The organism is Kribbella lupini (assembly GCF_039529595.1).
Classification (GTDB): domain Bacteria; phylum Actinomycetota; class Actinomycetes; order Propionibacteriales; family Kribbellaceae; genus Kribbella; species Kribbella lupini.
In genome coordinates, this window is sequence record NZ_BAAANC010000005.1 from 345,694 (window position 1) to 366,518 (window position 20,825).

Below are 20,825 nucleotides of genomic sequence, written 5' to 3' on the forward strand. Positions count from 1 at the left end.
AGCTGTCAGAGGGGACCAAATGCGGAGGCGAGGCGCTACTCGCGACCACAACGCTGGGCCTGACCAGCCGCTTGGCGGGTTCCCGGTCGGGCCCAAGGGCCGATCACAGTCGCGAGGCGGACAAGAACGGGGTGGTGCTCCGTCCGCGGCCGAGCATGGCTCGACTGGTATGACTGACTGATATGGACGACCGGGTCGAGTTGCGTGGACCAGAGGATGCCGAGCGACTGATCGAACGCGGGCGAGAAGCGGGCGCACTGGCGGCGCTGCGCGTGGCCCGGGATTCAGTCACTCCTACGGAACTGCCACTGGTGGCGGACGGGTTCGGGCAGCTCGAACATTGGGAGGAAGCTGCGGGAACGTTGCGTAGAGCAACGGAATTGCAGCCGGAAGAGGCGCGGACCTGGGAAGCGCTCGGAGATGCGCTGGTCCTGTCCGGACGGCTCACCGAGGCGATGGTGGCCTACCAGGAGAAAGCCTGGCAGGTCTACTGACGACAGCCGTCGGACCCTACGACGGGACCGACCGTCCGCCAGATGGAGTCGGCCGGTCTCGTGTGGCGGCGGCCGTCCTCGACCGACCGGCGGCCACGGCGGTGGAAATGACCCCGGCCGGCCGGGAGCTGATGCCGAAGATGCGTGCGGTGTGGCGACAAGCCGCGGAAGCGATCGCGGCCGGGTTGCCGCCGGGGCAGCTTGATCAGCTGATGGACAGTCTCGAAATGCTCCGCAACGCGTTCGACCCGGACCGGTCCTGAAAGCCCGGGGCCAGCCGCGCAACACCGCTGAGGACTCTACATACATTCGGCCGTGTCGCCGACATCAGCATCCGGGCTCGGCAATCGCTGCAGCAGCAGTCCCGCAGGCGCGAAACGGCGATGATGTTCTGCTGCCGTGCTTCCACTGTGGTGCATCCGTCCGCCACCGCCTCAGTCGGCGGCGAGGAGCCCCATGATGTTCTGCTCCGTGACTTCAACTCCTGCACCACCGCGCCGTCCCGCAACACGATGACGCCACGCTGTCTCGGTGACGGACCTGTGTGATCCAGGTGGATGTCTCAGCGCCGGCGTACGGTGAACCGGTCGACGACCAGGTTGCCGGCATCGAGGCGAAGACCGAAGGATGGCGACCAGTTGGCGGTTGTCGCGGAATCCACGACGGTGCTGATCGGTGCTGAGCGCAACAACGACCACTGTCCGGCGTGCTGCTGCCAACTGGTCAGCCGGCCGTCCTGAACCACGACCGCCAATTGGTCGCCGACGGCCCAGTTCAGCGCGGCGCAGCAGCCGCCAGTGGCCTCGTCGCCCTTGCGGGCGCCGCCCACGGTGACATCGACACCGGTGGCTTTGCCTGCGTTGTTGAACCACGCCAGAGCGAAGTCGGTGGTACTTCCGGCCTGTCCGAGGAAGAGGCTGTCCTCGGGGGACGAGCCGGCCCAGGACTTCGGTTCGAGGATCATCGCCGTACCGGCGACGGCTCCTGCCCCCGGTGCGGCCAGGACGACGCCTCTCCGGGCGGTCGACGATGCGGACAATGTGCCATTGGCAACGGTCAGTTGTGGCGACTGTTCGCCGGCGAACGTGTTGTCCATCCGGTACTGGGACAGACTGTTGGTGTCGAAGGTGTCGTCCCAGGTGACGGTGGGGAAGTCGGCCGGATTGAAAACGGTCTGCCCGGCGGCAAGTGCGGAGGTGGCGCCATCATCGACTGCCGCCTTGCCGATCAAGCGGATCGGTTGCCGGGTGCCGAGCGGCACGTTGGCCGGTGCGGTGATGCTCCACTTCGTGACAAGTTGCCGGCCTGGGAGCAGGACGGGAGCGGTGGACGACGTGACCGGTACGGCGGTCCAGTCGCGGGGAAGCGCGAGAGTCGCCGAGACGTTGCGCAGGGCAACTCGAGCGGTCAGGGTCGACGTGACCTGCACGGACGTGCCCGACCGCACGGTCACCTGGTCGGCGATCGAAGCCGTCAGCCCTCGGGCGGGCTGCCGCCACGAGGAGATCGAGGTAATCCCCACGGCGCCCCCGTCGTTACGACGCGGGAGGATGCGGATCCGGTCGGTGGTCAGCGCGGGCTGGATCAGGATCCTGTTCACCTGACGGGCGACCGGGGTCGCCGGACTCCGTTGCTGTCCGGGAATTGTCACCCACTGGCCGTCGGCCGTCTGGTACTGCAGGTCGTAGGTGTTCGGGACTCTGACCCCTCCGCCGTCGTCGTAGAAGACGACCCGCAGGTCCGAGATCTGCGTCGGTGCCCCGAGGTCCACCTCGAGCCAGTCGGATGCGTTCGGACTGCCGTACGACGTCCAGCGGGTGCCAGGTACGTCGAGGTGGAAGTCCTGACCGTCGATCGCCTTGGTGGGCGGATCGGCCTGATAGCTGAACGACGAGCGGGCGATCGGGAATCCGGTCTGGCTTACGTTGGCGAAGTCGTCGACCAGCTCGGGCAGGGAGGCAGCGGTCTTGGCCGGGACGTTCAGGTTGAACGGAGCGAGGCCGCTCTGGACGCGGACTAGAGTGCCGTCCAGCCAGACCCGGAGTCCGGATCCCTGGTTGTAGTGCGTGCCGTCCCGATCCCAGAGCACGGTCAGGTTGCGGCCGTGGTACGGCATGTTCTCGAGCGCGAAGTGATCCCAGCTGTCGGGGACCAGCGGAGCGATCCGAACGCTGTTGCCGAGCTGTGGCCGTACCCCGAGCAGGCCGGACAGTACGAGGTCGTTGAAGGTGGAGTGGTTGTAGTCCTCGCTGTGGCCCTTGCCGTCGTAGAGCCAGCGGTTCTCGTCGGGATGGTGCGCTTCGGCGACGTACGGCGCGCCGTCTTTGCGTTGAGTGACCGCGTAGCCATGGAGGACGGACAGGTAGTCGTTGCGGTTGACGTACGGCTGGGCCGGATAGTCCGTCAGCAGGTTCGCCATCGCAGTCAGCGTCTGGCTGGTGGCGTACGGCCAGCTGGGCCCGTTCCAGTGGCAGCAGTTGGCTGTGTCCTTCATGAACCACGGGCTGCGTCGCTCGGTGGTCGTCGGCCCGTACGGCGCGGCGAATCCTTGGGGATCCTTCAGCTGTGCCCAGGCCGCGCTGTTCGCGGCCGGCGCCATGTGGAAGTACCACGGGATGAAGCCGATTTGCTCGCGGTCCACGATCTTGGTCCGGCCCGGATTGCCGTCGCGCATCACGTGCTTGTAGAAGTTGGTCGCCGGATCCCACAGCCAGCGCTCGTGGTTCGCCCGCAACGCGTTGGCAGCAGCCTCGAACTGCTGTGCGGTGGCGATATCTCCCTTGGCGCGGGCAAGGCCGGCGATCGCCTGCGCATCGCCGTACTGGTAGGCGTTCAGGGTCGGCCGGTAGCCGTCGCCGCCGTGATAGGGATCGGGGCTCTGGTAGGAGCTGGCGGTGTACTCCATGGCGTCCCAGACCGGTGTCTGCCAGTACAGGCCGAGTTCGCCGTTGAACTGGGGCGACCACCGGTTCCATTGGCGGATCAGGTCGGGGAGCCGGTCGGTGGCGTACGACGATCGTCCGTCGACCGCGGCCCGCGCTGCGACGGCGTCCGCGGCCCAGAAGGAGTACTGGTGGGCCCAGTCGGTGGTGTTTTTGTTGAGGAAGTCCTCCGCAGGCTTCGGGCCGGCGCCGGAGCCGCGCAACCAGTAGTCGACGTAGTCGTCCAGGTAGCGGTGGTCGCGAAGCCAGCGGCCTTCATAGATGTGGTGACCGGCCGCGGCCACGATTCCGCCGTTCGGCGCGGAGTAGCCCACCGGGCCGAGGAACTCCGAGACGATCCAGCCGTCTTTCGGGCCGGTGTACTTCAGCGCCTCACGGAAGGTGCGCCAGCGGTAGTAGTAGGTGTCCCGGATCTCCTGGTCGGGCACGTCGACGAACGGGATGTTCGCCTCGTACCAGGCGGGCTCGGGCACGTTGCCGAGCAACGCGGCGTGATCGAGAAAGTTGGTCCCAGCGCCGACGGCTGGATAAAGGTCAGGCGCACCGGCGTCGGTTCGATGCCGCGCGGCCGCCTCTCCGGGCCGACCAGGATCCGGTTGTGAGCGGGTGGGCGCAGCCGCAGCGTGCGCGGGGCCGGACATCACCAGCGCGGCAGCCACCAGGAACGCCGCGAGGCGGGGCGTGCGACCCTGCTTGCGCATCGGAACCTCCATGTTGGGAAGCGTGTGACCATGTTTGGTATTGAAAGGGCTGGTGTCTGTTTAGGCAAGACTCTGCGTAAACTTCCTCTGCCCGTGAGTAACCGGTGGGCGGCCGGCGGATCGTCGAAAGCACCTAGCTGACGCCGAACCCGACGCAAGGCCAGGTATGGGCCGACCGGCCCACGCGTTTGAAACTATTGAGACATGATCTTCTGTGTCGCCGACACCTGATCGATCGGTACGTCCTCGCGGCACCGGACCGATGGGGAGCGTTGATCACGTCGTTCTCGACGCTGCTGGTCTGCATCCTGCTCGGCGCTGGTTCATCGGCGTACTGATGGGTTCGTGCACGGCCTCTGGCTGCTGTCGTCGAGTTGGGGACCGGTGGCGCCGCTTGTTCGAGGAGGCCGGCTACTCAATGATCGCGCCGGGCTGGCCGGACGACCCTGCAACGGTCGCCGAGGCCCCGTGAGCACCCGGAGGCCTTCGCGGGCAAGATGATCCGAGCCGTCACCGACCACTTCCCCGAGGCCGCCGGCAAGCTGACGGCGAAGCCCGCAGCCGTGGGCCACTCGTTCGGTGGACTGATCGCGCAGAAGATCGGCGGCGAGGGCGCGTCCGCGGTCACCGTCGCCATCGACCCGCTCCCGGTCGCGGCTTCCTGCCCCTCCCGATCGCAGCCCATAAGCCCGGCTCGCCGGTCCTCGGCAGCCCGGCCAACGCCCGGCGCGCGGTGACGCTGACGTTCGAGGAGTTCACCTTCGGGTGGGCGAACGCTCTCGACGAGGCCGAAGCCCGTCAGCTGTACGACGAGTACCACGTCGCCGCGTCCGGCGTACCGATCTTCCAGGCAGCAGTCGCGAACCTGAACTCCTTCAGCGAGACCAAGGTCGACTTCACCGCCGAGGACCTGCCCGATCCTTATCGTCTCCGGCGAGAAGGACAACACGGTCCCGCACGCCATCTCTCACGCGGCGTACAAAAAAGACAGCAAGAACAACGCGACCGCCGAGCTCACCGAACTCCCCAACCGAGGTCGTTCACTGACCATCGACCACGGCTGGGAAGAGGTCGCCCGCACGGCCCTGGCCTTCGTCCGCAAACACGGCCAACCCGCGGCCTGAGCCTGCAGCACTCGATTGAACGCGTTCACGTGGTGCCTTCCGACGCCGACCATCGGTCCACGTCAGCGCTCGGTAGTGAGCGGCGACCGAGTCTCTCGGTTCAGCACACGGAGGAGTCCCTCAGGTTGATACTCCAAGAGTGTCGGTGGCACTACCTAGAGTCAGCCCGACGAAAGGGGAGCTGACATGGCCTGTAGGCAGCACCTGCCGACGCGCGTGTGGAAATTCCTGTACGCGATAAGTGGCAATCAATGTGGATTCGACGGTTGCCAGACGGCGCTGACCAGGCTGGAGGACGAAAGCGATGAAGTAGTGCTGCAGGGGAAGCTCGCTCACATCGTCGCTGCTCGTACCGACGGACCTCGCGGTGAGTCCGACCTGACGGACCACGAGAGGGCGAGGCCATCGAACATCATCCTGCTCTGCGATCCATGCCACGACCTCGTCGACCGGAACCCCGAACGGTACACAGTCGAGCTTCTGCAGGAGATGAAGCGGCGGCACGAGGAGCGGGTCCAACGCCGGGCGTTCGTCAATCTGCCCAGAACACTGCCACGAAAGGCTCTGAACTTCCTGGGACGTGAGGAGGCGATTGCTTCGGCGTGCAGCCGGCTGACTGAGCGAATCTCTTCCCAGCCTGCGATGCTGTTCACCGGTCCGCCCGGCATCGGTAAGACTGAGTTGGCCGTTCAGGTTGCGAGTGCAGTCGCACAGCATTACAGCGACGGACAGGTCTTTCTTCCCAGACGGAACACAACGGCCGGTCGTGACCTGGTCGGTGATCTGTTGGCCGTACTGGTTGGCGAGCGCGATGATGCAGGATCTGATGCGGAGCGACTGTCGCGATTGCAAGACGCTCTGTCTATGCGTCGTCTCCTGGTGATTGTCGACGACGTCAGTTCCGAGGCAGAGTTGCAGCCGCTCCTGGAGATCGATGCGGAGTTCGGCCTGATCGCCACCAGTCGGCTCCGACTGAGCGGTCTCACCGATCGTGGACTGCACGATGTTCGACTTGACCGGCTCTCGGTTGGGGTGGGTGCGGAGCTGGCGCGCGCTATCGCGCCTCGACTGAGTGAGCTGGAGGCGGTCGCCTTGGAGTCGGCTTGCGGGGGCCATCCCCTGGCGCTTCGCATCGCCGCATCGCGGCTGGCAAGCCGTCCGGCGATGGATGTCGTGAGGTACACGGCGAGTCTCACTGCCGACGATGCGTTGACCCACATGTCTGCGGGTGAACGAACTATTGAGATGGTGATCGAGGACAGCTATCGGAGCCTTAGCAGCGAGCAAGCGAATCTCATTCGGGTACTTGGCGCACTGCCGCCGACCACGTTGCCGCTCGAGGTGATCGCCGCGGCGGCCACTGACGAAGACGTTAGTGAGCGTTCGCTGAGCCGAACCGAGTCGCTTCTCGACGATTTGTTCGAGCGGCACCTCGTCGAGCAACCGCTGGACAGTCAGTATCAGCTCCACGACCTACTGCACATGTTCGCGCGAACGCTCGAAACCCCATCCGCTGTGACTTGGTCACCATTGGACAATGCGACACGTGCCTTCGCACGACGGCTGCGCCCATCCGTTGGGAACCAGTCGGCACTGCCGATGGCAGGTCAGATGCAACGGCAAGGCCCGCAGCCTCGCTTTCAGTTCGATTCGGACAGACAGGCCGCGCTGGCAATGGTCGATCTATCCGTCCGACGTGGTGACAGCGCAGCAGCGGTTGACCTCATCGCTGCCCTCCTCACGATCCTCTTTCGAGGTGGCTGCTGGCGCGATCTGAGACGGACGTCGCAGGCGCTCCTATCGATAGGGGTAACGCACAGCAACGCAGATTGGATCGCGTCCGCCGAGCACAATCTGGGTGTCGCCGCGCGTCACCTCGGTGACTTCGACGCAGCAGCTGAGCACCTGAGCCGCTGCGAGGCAGTGGCTCGATCTGCGGATGATCTAGTGACCATGCAATCCGCCCGGGAAGCGTACGCAGCCCTCCTGCTCAGCCAGGGGCACTATGACGGCGCCATCGAGCTATTCAAGACGAGCCTCGACGTTTGGCGGCGTGCCGGCCTGCGATCAAGGCAGGTCGGCACGCTCTGCTCGGTCGGCATTGCGTACCTGAACCTTGGAAAGCTGCGCCGCGCTGAGCAGTATCTGTTGAACGGACGCCAGTTGGCCACTGCAGAGGCTACCGGCGAGCTGCCGCAACTGCGGTTGGGTCTCAGCTGCCTTTACCGACAATCGGGCCGCTCGCTCGAGGCGGAGGCAGAATGCCGTGATCTGTTGGAGATCGCCCGCAGCACAAGTGACCGTAGTCTTGAGGCCTGGGTCCTCCTTGAACTCGGCACCGTTCTCCTGCGCCGCGACACGTCGGCCGCAGCAGCTGAGTATCTAGAGGCAGCACTGGCGCTCTTCCGGGAGATGGAGGACAGAGTCGCCGAGGCGCGAGCTCTCCACATGCTGGCCGTCCAGCACCGGACCGCAGGTCGGACGGAGGCAGCCGTCGAGTATCTCGATGCCTCGTACACCATCGCCATCGAGCTCGATCTAGTCGCCGAGGCTGCTCTGTGCCTTGCGGATCTGGCCTTCGTGGCTGCTGACTCCGGCCAACGGGATGCCTCGCAGATCTTCGAAGCAGCAGAGGACCTCGCCGCTCGGGCCGGTAGCCAGGACCTGCTCGTGCGCATCCAGCACGGCCATGGACTGATGCTGCTGAGGAGCGGGTCGTTTCCGAAGGCGTTGAGTCTGCTGCGCGGCGCATGGAATCTTGTACGCCATCAGATCCAATCCGATCTGCGAGACTCTGTGCGGGTAGCGCTCGGCGACGCCTTGATCCATACCGGATATCACGCTTCGGCCGCGAGCGCCCTGCGGCCAGTTGCCGAAGCGGTTTCCGGTACGGTCAGCCACAGCCTCCGCGCAACTGCGAACCGCCTTATGGCAGTGCTCTACTCTCGGCGCCAATTGTGGGCCGAGGCGGACTCAGCTCTGCAGCTTGCGGCCGTGCACGCGAGGGAGTCGTCGGATGCTGAAGAGGAGATGCACTGCCTGGAGACGACGGGGAATCTTCACGCGCGAAGAGGGAACTCGCCTGAGGCCATTGCAGCCTTTGACGCGGCGTTGTCGATCGCAACCGGACAGAGTGACCTACGTATGACCGCAACCCTGTTGGCGAACCGATGGGTTGTCGCTTGGAAGGCAGGCCATTTCGAATCGACGGCCGTCGCGTTGGCCGAGTGCGAGAAGATTCTGACGGCTGTCAGGGGAGCGCGCCTGGACGAACTCTATGTCGGGCTGTTGCACAACAGGGGCACGTGCCTCGCCCTGGCGGGTCAGTTGGACCAAGCCGCAGAAGCGTTTCACGAGGTCTACGAGCGCTCGCGTGAGTTGCAGCAAACAACCATCCTCGTCTCTGTCACGACAAGTTTGGCGCGGGTCGAACTTCAACGAGGGCGACGTGAGGAGGCCGCAGAATTCGCTGCAGAGGCACGAACTCTCGCGGAGGGCCGACACAACTGGCCCGCGGCCCTTGATGCCCTGAAGCTGCAATTGCTGATCAGGCATGAATCTGGCTCTGTGCCGGAGGAAACTGCGATCGAGGCTCTGATTCCCGCCGCCTGGGCGGTCCGCGCGGAGGTGGTGGCAGCTCTGTACGCCGACCTGCGAGCACCTTCAGATGTCATGCCAACGACTGGTGCTAGACGCCGGACTGTACAGATCAGCGACGAGGTCGGTGCCGCGCTGACCGGGTTCGGCGTCGACCCACAGTCGATCCTGCCCCGGATGGAGGAGTCTGAGCAGACCTGTGTCATCTGCGGGCTCCCTATCGCCCGCGACGGCGAGGCTTCGCTCATCGTGGAAACCTCCGCGGCTGCAGGCCAGGTTGTGATGAGGCTGACTCACATAAAATGCGGGCCATCTTCAGTCGTTCGATCCGAAAGGCCGATGGTCCGCAACGATTCGGTCCGATTCGACATCGAGTGCGCCTTGCTCGGAGCCGACGGGGGCGTTGCCGGCATCATCGTGGACTGCTACGGAGGCTGGTTCATCGGAGAGGACGGCAAATCGTTCGACGGTATCCTGACCCTCTTGCGGAAGGAAGGCTTCCTCGACGTGCCGGGTGAGCTCGGACCCGCGCCTCGTGATCAGCAATGGCCTGCAATGTCTGCTTCCATCAACGGGCGGCAGCTGCGGGTCGACGGCCTGAGCCAGCTCGGAATCGATCAGCTGTCACTCACTTTCAACAAGCGGTGGTACCGGACAGCCAGCGAGACCGGAGCACTCGTCCTGATGTTCGGCCGGGATCTGCCATCGATGAGCTGGGATGATCCGACCTACCTACAACGAGCGGCTGAAACCGGTCGCCTAGTCGCGAGACTGGTGCAGTTGACTGTCCACCCGCCAGGCCGAAACACGTTGTGCATGTGCGATGCCGAGTCGAGCCTCAAGTTCAAACGATGCTGTGGAGCCCCCTAACCTCATGCCGCCCATCGATGGCGGCGGATTCGATCCACCATCGATGCTCAGGCGGTTGCCGAAGACATTCGATTCGATGGCCGGCGTTCGCCTCTGAACGACCTAGTGGTGAAGATGGCGAATCTCAATGAGAGTCGCAGCCGGCGATCGCCGCGGGCGGGCAGCTGGAACCTAGTACGAGAGCAACGGGGGCCGGCGGTGCCGAGTGTGGGGATAGCTCGTGGCCAGAATCGAGCCTCTCAGCTGAGGGTTGGCTCTTCATTGCTGGTTTGTATCGACGGGGAAGGGTTCTGATCGGATGAGTTCCCGGATGTACAGCAACATAGAGGTGCTCGCCGGCCACCTCCGCCAGATCCGGGGTGCAGCTGTTGAGCTCAGGCCCGGTCGTTCGCGCACTCCGAAGCCGCGCATCAGCGGCTTCGCTCTGAGGGCTTGGAGTCTCGACCACAGGATGTCGACAGGGATGCGATGCCAAGCGGTTTGGCCGTGACGACCTCGGAAGCAGCAGCCTGGTAGCTAAACGGGCAAAGGTTGCTTCGTAGTCGATGAAGAGGGGTCTGCTGCAGGTATACGCGTTCGCCGGCAGCTGTGTTGTAGACAGCACCTTTCGCACGCAGCCACGAGATCGACGATACTTGTAACGGACCGTGCTCGACTTCGGATACATCGGGCGGGGTAGCTACACAGCGTGGCGCCCATGTTGGGGGGAATGAGCGATGGGTTACTACGGCGGTGACGCGGGTTTCAGCCTGTTCAACGAGAACTCCCGTGACCGTTGGAGACCGGCGCAACTCGGAGCACTCGGAGCGTTGATCGGGCACTGGTCGATACCGCGGCAGCCGCCAGCGCTGGTGTCGCTTCCCACCGGGACGGGGAAGACAGCGGTCGCCGTGGCGGCACCACACCTCCTCACGGCCGCGAGAGTCTTGGTGGTGGTCCCGAGTCGCGACCTGCGGAAGCAGACTGTTGAGGCTTTCAAAAGCCAGGACGTACTGCGACATGTCGGCGCACTGTGTGGTGCGGGGAACCCGTCGGTGCTTGAGCTGATCGGAGTTACATCGGACTGGCAGCAGGTCCGTGATGCCGATGTAGTCGTCGCCTTGCCGAACGCGATCAGCCCGGCGTATTACACGGACGGAGAGCCACCACCACGAGGTCTGTTCGACCTCGTGATCGTTGACGAGGCTCACCACTCACCGGCGCCTACCTGGCGCGCGATCCTGGAGCATTTCGGTGATGCTGACGCGCTCTTGCTGACAGCAACCCCGAGACGGCGGGATCGGCAGCGCCTGCCCGGCACGGAGCTTTACCACTATCCGGTGAGCTTGGCGTTGAGCAACGGGTTCTACAAGCCGGTTCACCCGACGATTCTCGATCTACCGCCCGCGCCGACGCAGGGGAGCACGGATCGCATGATTGCCGTGGAGGCAATCCGCATTGCCAACGAACCCGACCACGCGACTAGCTCCGTCATGATCAGGGCCAGGACACGTAAGCGTGCCGCGGCCCTCGCCGACCTGTATCGGTCTCTCGGGATGGAAGTCGAGACGCTGCACGGCGGCATGGACGATGGTCAGCGAGAGGCACTGGTCGGAAGGATCCGCTCGGGAGAGTGTCGTGCGGTCGCCGTTGTCGACATGCTTGGAGAGGGTTTCGACCTTCCGAGGCTTCGGATCGCGGCGTACCACGACAAGCACAGATCGCTGGTTGCGACGACACAGTTCCTCGGTCGTCTCGCTCGCGTCGACGTCGCCTACCCGCAGGCGTCGGTGCTGGTGACAGTTCGTGACATCGATATGCATCCGCATTTGCAAGGCGCGGTGCGTGAGCTCTATGCGGAGGATGCGGACTGGGTTCAGGTCCTACCTGGACTGATCGATGACGAGATCGCGGAGGCCGCCGCGGACAGAGCTTATGTGGCCGAGTTCGGTGCAGCGCCGCCGAGTCTCGCGCTGAACGCGATCACGCCTGCGTGCAGTGTTGTCCTGTACGAAGTCGACACGCAGCACGGATATGAGCCTCCGATCGTGAACGGCGAGGTGCCGGAGTCGCTTCTCGAAGGTGGGCGCCTCAACGGTCAGTCGATCATCTACAGCTCGATGAATCAGGCCAATTCGACTCTGGTTGTCGTGACGACTGCAACGAATAGGCCGCGCTGGCATGCGTCGAGCCCCGGTCTCGACACACCGACCTACGACCTCCACCTGGTCACCTGGATTCCGTCGCCGCGCATCGATGAGCCCCACCTGTTGCTCATCAACAGTGCCGACGGAGCAATCAGGAACCAGTTGCGCACCGCGCTCGGTGCAGAGCAGTACGCACGAACGACGGATCCTCGGCGACTGCAGGAGGCGTTCGACGCGCTGGATCGGATCTCCGTCTCGTCGGTGGGCGTCCGCAACACATACCGAGGGAGCGCAGGCGTTCCGTCGTACACCATGTTCGCGGGAAGTGGCGTCGATCGGGGCCTCCGAGCCGCTGACACGGATCAACGTGCGCTTGGCCATGCGATCGCTCAGGTTGGTTCGGGGCGAGGTGCGTTCTCAGCCGGCGTCGCGACTGGTAAGAGCAAGTACTGGGAGGGCCGCTATCTGTCCTTGCGCAATTACGAGGTCTTCGCGGCCGATCTGGCGTCCAGGTACTGGCTGCCCACCACATCCGCGGCGGGCCGGCTGTTGCCCAACGTGACTCGTGGCCGCCGACTGACCGCGTTCCCAGACTCCGAGGTTGCGGTGATCGAGCACAGTCCCGGGCTCCGCACCATGGACTGGAGGACGCTGGATGGCCGGCCGGTTGAATCCCTGGAGCTGCACCTCGACACCTCGCAGGAACGAACGGCGGAACGCCTTCCCGTGGTTGCCATCGATCCTGCGAAGCCGGAGGAGGAGGCGTGGAACGGCTACCAGGACACCGACGGAGACTTCCACTGCTCCGGAGCAGCGCTTGAGATCAAGATGGGCTTCTTCGGCTCGACTCTGCAGTTGGAGCAGCTTCTGTCGGCAAAGCCGCCGACGATCTTCTTCCTCGACAGTCAGACCTGCATCGGATCCGTGCTGTACGAGTCTCGGGACGAGCGGACGACTCTGCCCGCGATCCTCTACAACTCGCTTAAGTGGGATCAGGTGAACCTTCAGGCCGAAACGAAGAAGAAGGCGGACGAGAAGGGGCTCGGTCACTCGGTCCACGAAGAACTTGAGGACTACCTCCGTCGTCAGCCGAAGAGAGCGAACCACCGGTGGATTCTTGGCAACGACGGGCCGGGCGAGATCGCCGACTACATCGTCGTCGAGGTCGATCCTGGTAGGCGAGTCAATCTGTCCTTGTGGCACGCAAAGGCCACGGAGGGGGCCAAGCCTGGCGTTCGGGTCAAGGACATGCAGACCGTCGCGCAACAGGCAGTCAAGAGTCGCGGGTACATCACAGATCCCAGGTTCTGGCGGACCGTAGGGGCGCGGATGACTGGTGACGACACCCCGAGGATCTCCGTCGTGGAGGGGAATGAGCGTCTCCTACTGATCCTCTGTGGCCAGGACCCCGAGCACCCGAAATGGGGCTTCGCCCATCGACCTCCGCCAATTGCCGCAGGACGAATCGCGATCGCTCAGCCCGGGCTGTCGATCAGCATGTTGCGAACCGACCTCAGTGGCGGTGCTCCGACGATTGCGGCGAAGCAGGTCCGCGAGTTCCTGACGGTCTTGCACGACGCTGCATCCTCGATCGCGGAGATCGAACTCCTATCGAGCGAGTGAACTTCAAGCAGTCCGAGCTGAGTTCGATACCCCTTCGCGTCCCTTGCCCGATGGCGATCGTCGAACTGCCTAGCACGAAGCCGCTCAAGGACAGGTGTCTGAGCGCCGTCCTAGCCCGATGGCATGAAGTTTGGAGGAGGTCAGAACCCAGCTCTCCGACCTGGTTCGATGGCGGAGTGGCAATGTCGAGCCGCGAGGCGTTAGCTCGCCGTCGGTGCCATCCTTCATCGGCATACGTCAGGGCTCATCAGTACCTCGCGAGGGATGGAGGCCGCACGAACGGTCACGCGCTAGCATGACCGTTGGCTCTTCGCTAACTCACGAGCGATCGATCACATCGCTTCAACACCAGCAGTCGCCTGGTACTCGGTGAACGGTACGGTTATTTTCGTCGCCCCTTGCGTGAAAGCACCGGCGGGATCGAGACGGTCGCGACGCAGACTTCAACAATGCGTCCGTCTACGCGGTACCGGAGCAGAGGCCAACCGTCGATTGGACTGTTGCGTCGGGACTCGAAGCCTTCAGCCTCTGAAGCCCATGCATGCACTCTCCGTTGAGCAGCTTTGAAGTTCTTGTGCCGACACAACACGAGCAAGGTCGCATCGGTGGAATGTGCTGTCACGTAACGAAAGATCTGCTCCTGCAAACCCTGTACGATCGGAGCCCGTCCGCCGGCCCACTTGGTCTCACAGATATAGACCTTCGCTGGCCCGGTGCCCTCGGCGAGGACATCAGCGCTGATGAAGATGTCGGTCTTGCCGCTTCGTGAGTACACCTCGCGGCCAGCGTTCGGAACTGTGGCGTTGAGCGTCGCTGCGAGCACGTCGCTTACCGCATCCTCATCCAGGTGTCCAAATCCTCTGGGGTTCTGTTCTACAGCGTCTGCCCAGATCCTGATGGTGGTGAGGACGTCTTTGAACGACTTCGCACTGAGACGATAGCGCGCGCCGATCACGTCGAGTGCGACCGCGGCCGGTGCCCCATCGCCAGTACTGATCTCCGCCGCGGCGCTGTCCTCATCGAGTTGGAGGGAATCGCTGGCCCACTCGCCTGGCAGGCTGATGCTCCGCAAGATTTCGGCGCGATCACTCAGAACATCGCCTCGCTCGTCGGCAACCGACGCCACGACATTGGCCAACTCCACGTCATAGAAGTGAGTTGTTTGGTCCGCAATTGCAGCGACGATTGCGAGGAGCTCGTCGTACCGTGACTGCAAACGCTGGCCTAGGCCGCCATCTGAGGCAAGAGTCCGCTCCTCTTCGCGCGTCAGATCCAGATATGAGTAAAGGGCCCACGGTCCATCAGATTTCACAGTGAGGAGCTGCCAAGTCAACGTTAGTCGCCAATATTCTTTGGCATCTTCGTCGGCAGCGTGCTGAAGTTTCTCATATCCACCGATCCTCGCCATCAGGTCGTGGTGGACGGTTCTAAGATCACGATCGCTCTCGTCTGGCCAATAGCGGAGCAAGTCCGGATCGCCCTCGACGAGGCATCGTACGTAGTACCTCGTCGTCGAAAGGCGGGTACCGCCCCCAACGTCTCGCGGTTCACCACCGTGATCGCGGACCTGTCCCGGCTGTAGCGGTCCTACGGACGGCAGCGCTGGCTTCATAGCGGAGATCCGGCTCTGAAGATCTGTTCCTCGAAAGATAGCCAACTCATCAATCGAGCCGACTTGCCGGACAGCATTGAGTAGACTGCGGACCTCTGGGCGGCTCCACAAGTATCTCGACAGCGGCTTCTCAGCTTTTATGAACTCAGTAAACAGCCCACGGTCACTCACCCGTGAATGCTACCTGCCGCGATGGACGACGGCGCACAGCGCAATTGAGACAGGCGTCAATCCTGCTGCGCTGCACAGTGCACGCAGTGCGCGTCGAAGTCGAAGAGCTCTGGTTCGCCGATGATCGAGGCATTGGTGAGCAGCCCGATCGCCGAGCCGCCGTCTGGGCTGTCACCGACGATATCGAGGCCGCCGTACTCGCCCTCCAGCGGTACCCAGATACGCTGATGGAGGTGTCATCACTCCAAGTTGCTTAGGTTTCCGGGACCGGTGTGTCTGTGGACTTGTCCCTCTCCCGCGACTTGAGATGTCGGCGGACGCTGAAGGCGGGGTCGCGCTCCAGTTGCTTGCGTGCTGTGGCTTGGTAGTCCCGTGCCGGCTGATCGGCGAGCGCCTTGGCGAGGGCTTGCCGCACTCGCACATCGGGATCCTGGGCGAGTCGCAGCCCGATGTATTGTGTTTCGCCGTCGGTCGCCCAGACGATCGCCGCCAACGATCGGAGGGCCCACCCCTGTGCGGTGAGATAACCGAGGTCTTCCTTCAAGACCGAGCCGAGCTTCTGGAGCGCCCTGGTCGGCCAGTAGTCCGACTTCCTACCTCCGCCTAGGAGAGCAAAGGCCCGAATCCTGGTGTCAGCCTGCTGCTTCGCGCTGGTCGCCAGGCACGCAGCCAGGTAGACCGCTGGATCACGGCTGTCTTGGTCCGAATGCTGGATCCGCATCGCCCCGAGCGCGTGCCCGAAACCACTTTCGAAGTCGTCCTGCATAGATGAGGTCGGTGAGTCCGCGCACCGCATCGCGGTCGCGAAATGCTTGCGGCGGTCGGCGTTCTTGAGATGAGGAGCGATGTTTGCCGCAGCCAGCAAGTAGTCGATTCGGTCACTCGATCCGACGTGCGGGTCCTCGGCTCTCGTCAGGAGTTCGGAAATTGCAGGTTCCAGGAGCGCGGCACTCTGCCCCAGGACCAGCAACGAGTCTCCGATCGCGCGAGTCCCGCTGGTGAGGACGCCGGGTACGTGGACCAGCGGAGTCGTCAGCCGTTCCAGCGCTCCGCGCGTAGCTTCAGGCGGTACAGCCTGTGGATCGTGAAACGCGAGCACCTCCTGGGCCCATTCATGCCCTTCGCCAACCACGGCGGAGAGGTACGGTCGGGCCGTGTTGATGTTCTGGTCGACCGCCTTTGCCGTCGTGCTGTTGCGAGCGGATTGGGACCGGGCTAGCAGGGCCACTAGATGAGCTGTGCCTGAGCTCCGAAGGTCTTCATGTGCGAGTACGACGCGAGCTGTGGTCACCGCTTCGTCCTCGTCGTGGTACCGGTAGTGGTTTGGCTCAACCGGTGGCTGACGCTCGAAATGGGCCAGTACCGCTGCGGCGTGTTCTTGGGACAGGCGCTCGCTCATACCCGCCAACGCGCTGATCGCTCCGCCGTACCGAGAGGTGTTCATGACTCGCAAATCGGCGACGCGCCCTTCCTCGGCTGCCGCGAGTTCTTCAACGATGCGAATTGCGATGGGATCTACCAGATCTCCTGGAATGAGGTCGGCTTGCGCTGCAAGCAGGCGATACGCCGAGCCGACCGTCCAGTAGTTAAGACTATCGAGGTCCGCGACGACGTCGATGAACTGGGTCTCAGAGGTCTTCGCGAGATCCTTGAGGCCGCTGACGTCCCCGGCTCGGATGAGCTGCCGGGCGGCGGCCTGAGGTTCCCCGGACTCGACCAGGATCGCGGCGACGACCTGCCGCGCCTGGATTTCGCCGGCCCAGTTACTCGTCGACACGGCGTCTCGTAATGCCCGTTGCGCCGCGATCGCAGCCGCGCGCAACTTCCGACGGTGGAGTTCGTTCAGTGCGTCTTGAAGGGCGCTCTGGTCAATAGTGATGATCGGGAGGGCGGGGCCCATCTGCCGGACAGCAATTTGCATCGGTAGCAACTCGCTACCTGTAAAGGGCTTCCAGCGCGCTCTGAACGCTCGACGGCTGAAGATCCATGTCGAGGCATCGATCCACCTGCTGGCGAGGCTGGCGGCTCCGGCAGCCTCATCCCAGAACACGTCTGCCTCTTCGAAGCGTTGATGGATGGCGCAATGCCTTGCGTAGCGAGCGGTCACCAGTCCGAGGAGGTCGTAGCCGAGTCGCACCTTCCGAGCATCTTCGAGGAGGTCAGCCCACCCTCCACTCGCTTCCGCGATTAACAGCCTGAGACGTGTCACGAGGCACAAGTTGTCTGTTGGTTTCTGCGCATACGCAGTAAGGACCTCTTGTCCGTCGCGCAGCCACTCAAGGTCATCGTTGGCCAGCGCGATCTCGCCGGCCAGGACCGCGAGGCGGATCGTGTCGCTGTCGTCGCCGACCGCCAAGGATTCCACGGCGGGTAGGTGAGCGAGAGGGTTGAAATAGAGGTTGAATGCTACATTCGCAGCTTTGATGAGGCTGGTAACCCGTGCCCCATCTGCCTTGTTCGTCGTAACCGCCATGAGCCTTTGACGGACAACCTGCGCAGTGCCGGTCAGGCCCTGGTCCAAGGCTGCCCACAGTTCATCCAGGATCCGGCGAGCCGCGTCATCAGCGCGTCCTAACTTCGCGAGGAGTTCTGTTCGCCGCGGCTCGTGGAGCGCTGCGTGACCGCTAAAGCCAGCGTCTCGCAGGCGGACTTGCGCCTCCTCGACCAGTCTGAGCGCTGCGGTCGGATCTTGCACCGTTCGTGCTTGCTCAAGGAGTTGACTCGCGCCCGTCGTCATATCGGGAGTCCTGGCCAAGGCCTCGCGAACTGCGACAGCGTCGACCGACGGAATCGTTGTCGGAGCCAACTCGAAGGGCAGGCAGAATGCTTGTGCCGTCGGAATTCCGAAGAATTCGACGACGACCGCCGGCGCTGGGCGCAGGAGCCTTGACAGCTCCTGCCCGTCCCAGAGATCCAGGATCAGCGGTTTGTGCGCTCGCCGGAGCTCGGCCAAAGTTTCGACAACCCCAGTCGACTTGATCTCCCGACTCACGCTGATGATCAGGCGGTCGATCTCAAATGGCCGTTTGGTCGTGTGGAACTTCTTGACGGCGGCCTTCAGTTCTGCCGGTCCGAACCGCTTGTACCGTTTGCTCTGCAAGGCGACCCCAGACCCATCAGGTGCTAGAGCAACGATGTCCAGGCCGTACTGGCTCTGGCCTCGCTCACCGTAGACCTGCGCGTAGCGTAGACCCTCGACGTCCTGCATGATCCGCCATTGAAGTCGCTCGAAGTCTTCCCATGTTTGCTCGCCGAAGGGCAGAGATCCCAGCTTGGCGAGGAGCGGGGCTGCAACGGTCTCGCCGGCGGCCTGACGCAGCGATGAGTCCAGCGACAGCGGCCGCCAGGAATCCTGTTGGGGCACCGGGCCGTCCTTCCAACGCTCTCCACGCTTCAACTGCAGATCTGTCGAGCGTAGCGCTTGCCACCGACAGTTCTTCGCCTTCCGCGAGCCGTATGCCAGTCCGGGGGGCGAGGACTATCCGCTCCCGGCTCAGTGCCGACCGCGTGCAGACCGGCGCCCATGAATTGGGCCTGGCCAAGAGCCCAGCTGCGGCAGGCCGCACGCGCATAGTTGCGCATCACGCGATGAGGCTCACGTGTGTGGTTAAGGTGCGTGTCCCCCCTCGGACACGCACCCTGGCCACACGCGACGCTGGTGTCGGAGCGTCGCACGACGACGGCTCGGCGGTTCGTCTGCTCCGTCACTGCTCCGTCGACCACTGACGAAGGTCGGCGATGGCTGACCAACGATGACCGGTAAACGTGCAGGTCAGAGGGCGATTTCGCCGAAAGCGTGAATTTGTCGCGCTCGCACCACCAAGATTTTGGACATCTTCGAGGGCACCCAGCAGATCCAGCAGCTGATCGTCGCGCGCAGGCTGCTGGGGAAGACGTCAGCGGAGCTGAAATAGCTTGTAAATAATTGCGTTTGCTGAGCTCGTCGGCCGTCGCGAGTTCGAGACCCCCGTTCAGGACCAGGAACGCGCTCCGAGCTGTCGGCGGCCCGTACGTATCGATCAGCTGGGGCAACCACACCGCGATCTCGGACGGCAGGATGCTCTGCGGCCTAGGCGTTGGAGGACGTTGCAGCCGACTTGGCCCTTGTGAGCGTCCTGGAAGACGGGTCCTCAAAGTCAATGGTGGTTGGGCAATTGTGATTCGAGACTGGTGGGCGTAGGTTTTTTTGGAACGGGTCCAGGCGTCGCGGATCCATCGCTGGGGGTATGGGTGCCGCGCTGTGCGCGCTCGGAGGGGGCCAACGGCGGCGTCAACCCCTCGATCAAGCAGGTTGTCGCCAATGATCGGCAGAAGCCGCGCTTTACGCGGTTTCAGACCGGAGGTACCCCGGTATGTGGACTAGACCCAGCACGGCGACGAAATGCAAACTGACGATCGCGACGGTGGCAGCGGTCCTGTGCGCTGCAGGCGCTGTGGCAGCGGTCCCAGCGAACGCCGCTACACCAGGGTGCAGCCTGCACTGCATTCAGGTCTACAGCGCGAGATACGGCTCCCCGACGAACCCTCGGTTCGTAGAGACCGTGTACGGCGGCACCGCGGCGGTGGGCACCCCGGCGATCCTGGCGCCTCCGAGCACCACCAACCCCGCCGGCGACATCATCGTGAGGTCCACCGGGTCGGTGACGTCCTTCTACGAGGTCGACATGGTGTCCGCCGCGATCAACGCACAGTACGGCCCCCTGGATGCTGTCCAACTCGAATACGCGCCCAACGGCGTGCGCACCGGCCTCTGCTCGGGTCTGCCTGGGACGCCGTACCAGAACGCCGGCCTCACACTGCAGCCGTGCGACACTCCAGGGTCGACGGTGTTCATCCTCGACACCACCGACTCGCCGTCCACCGGCCCTCTGTACTTCCCCATCATCATGGGGAACACGACCGACTTCGAACACCCGTTCGCGATGACGCTGGTAGGTAACCCGGCCCACAAGAAGATTCCCCAGATCAAGATCCAGCGCCTGCGGGGAAACCCGGATCACGTCGGCCAGAACCAGCTGTGGAGCGCGAACGTCCTGAACTGACGTCGCCCAGAAGGAGCCATCATGTCTGTGAACAGCATTCCGTCGCCGCCCGAAGGACAGGACCTGGCCAAGGTGCCCCTGAAGTTCGAGGTGACGCGCATCCCAGTCACCGACTTCGACCGGGCCAAAGACTTCTACCAGCGCCTCGGGTGGCAGCTGGACATCGACTTCCAGTTCACCGAGCAGGTGCGTGCCGTGCAGTTCACCCCGCCGGGCTCGCCGGCGTCGATCCAGTTCGGCCCGCCCGCCGGTCCGCCGCTGAAGGGCCTGCTGCTGATCGTCGACGACATCGAGGCCGCCCACGCCGAGATCCGCAACCGCGGCATCGAGATCGGCGACATCTTCCACGCCGCCCCGGGCGGGGAGCCCGAGCCCGGGCGCGACCCCGAGGGCCGCTCGTACGTCAGCCAGGCGGCGTTCCCCGATCCGGACGGCAACACATGGGTCCTCCAAGAGGTCACCGAGCGCATTCCCGGCAGGATCACCTACTGACCCCGCCGTCACGACCGCGCCCTTGCAGCAA

The 20,825-nt window shown here is 63.9% G+C and carries 11 protein-coding genes; 8 read left to right on the plus strand and 3 right to left on the minus strand.

The features are described from left to right. The first annotated feature begins 182 nt into the window (after positions 1–182). Both ABD235_RS38220 and ABD235_RS38225 read left to right on the plus strand, forming a co-directional pair. On the plus strand, positions 183–494 hold the full coding sequence (locus ABD235_RS38220; protein WP_344183327.1) for a tetratricopeptide repeat protein: 312 nt from the start codon (positions 183–185) through the stop codon (positions 492–494). Between the two features lie 62 nt (positions 495–556). Continuing rightward, positions 557–757, plus strand: coding sequence for a hypothetical protein (locus ABD235_RS38225; protein WP_344183329.1), 201 nt, complete (start codon positions 557–559; stop codon positions 755–757). A gap of 299 nt (positions 758–1,056) precedes the next feature. Here ABD235_RS38225 and ABD235_RS38230 read toward each other — a convergent pair whose 3' ends face one another. Next, entirely contained in the window at positions 1,057–4,137 is a 3,081-nt protein-coding gene (locus ABD235_RS38230) for an MGH1-like glycoside hydrolase domain-containing protein (RefSeq protein WP_344183331.1), read from the minus strand. Between the two features lie 497 nt (positions 4,138–4,634). Here ABD235_RS38230 and ABD235_RS38235 point away from each other — a divergent pair, with 497 nt between their 5' ends. From ABD235_RS38235 to ABD235_RS38245, 3 genes are all read left to right on the plus strand, one after another. After that, positions 4,635–4,874 carry a hypothetical protein gene (locus ABD235_RS38235; protein WP_344183333.1) on the plus strand — a complete coding sequence of 80 codons (240 nt, stop codon included), beginning with the start codon at positions 4,635–4,637 and terminating at the stop codon, positions 4,872–4,874. 573 nt (positions 4,875–5,447) lie between these two features. Next, complete coding sequence (locus ABD235_RS38240; RefSeq protein WP_344183335.1) at positions 5,448–9,728, plus strand: tetratricopeptide repeat protein; 4,281 nt, start codon at positions 5,448–5,450, stop codon at positions 9,726–9,728. A gap of 716 nt (positions 9,729–10,444) precedes the next feature. Then, the gene (locus ABD235_RS38245; protein WP_344183337.1) at positions 10,445–13,477 is read left to right on the plus strand and encodes a DEAD/DEAH box helicase family protein; all 3,033 of its coding nucleotides are present in this window, start codon (positions 10,445–10,447) and stop codon (positions 13,475–13,477) included. Positions 13,478–13,859: 382 nt separating this feature from the next. Here the strand turns inward: ABD235_RS38245 and ABD235_RS38250 are convergent, their stop codons facing one another. Beyond that, the gene (locus ABD235_RS38250; RefSeq protein ID WP_344183339.1) at positions 13,860–14,885 is read right to left on the minus strand and encodes a hypothetical protein; all 1,026 of its coding nucleotides are present in this window, start codon (positions 14,883–14,885) and stop codon (positions 13,860–13,862) included. Positions 14,886–15,346: 461 nt separating this feature from the next. Between ABD235_RS38250 and ABD235_RS38255 the strand changes: the two genes are divergently transcribed. Continuing rightward, positions 15,347–15,517, plus strand: coding sequence for a hypothetical protein (locus tag ABD235_RS38255; RefSeq protein WP_344183340.1), 171 nt, complete (start codon positions 15,347–15,349; stop codon positions 15,515–15,517). Here the strand turns inward: ABD235_RS38255 and ABD235_RS38260 are convergent. Next, positions 15,514–18,624 (minus strand): hypothetical protein, encoded by a 3,111-nt coding sequence (locus tag ABD235_RS38260; protein ID WP_344183342.1) that lies wholly within the window; start codon positions 18,622–18,624, stop codon positions 15,514–15,516. The two genes, ABD235_RS38255 and ABD235_RS38260, sit on opposite strands and share 4 nt — an antisense overlap. 1,039 nt (positions 18,625–19,663) lie before the next feature. On the opposite strand from ABD235_RS38260, the gene ABD235_RS38265 reads away from it, so the two are divergent. Both ABD235_RS38265 and ABD235_RS38270 read left to right on the plus strand, forming a co-directional pair. Continuing rightward, complete coding sequence (locus ABD235_RS38265) at positions 19,664–20,302, plus strand: hypothetical protein (RefSeq protein WP_344183344.1); 639 nt, start codon at positions 19,664–19,666, stop codon at positions 20,300–20,302. A gap of 21 nt (positions 20,303–20,323) precedes the next feature. Then, positions 20,324–20,794, plus strand: a complete 471-nt coding sequence (locus tag ABD235_RS38270) for a VOC family protein (RefSeq protein ID WP_344183347.1) — start codon at positions 20,324–20,326, stop codon at positions 20,792–20,794. The last annotated feature ends 31 nt before the right edge of the window (positions 20,795–20,825 follow it).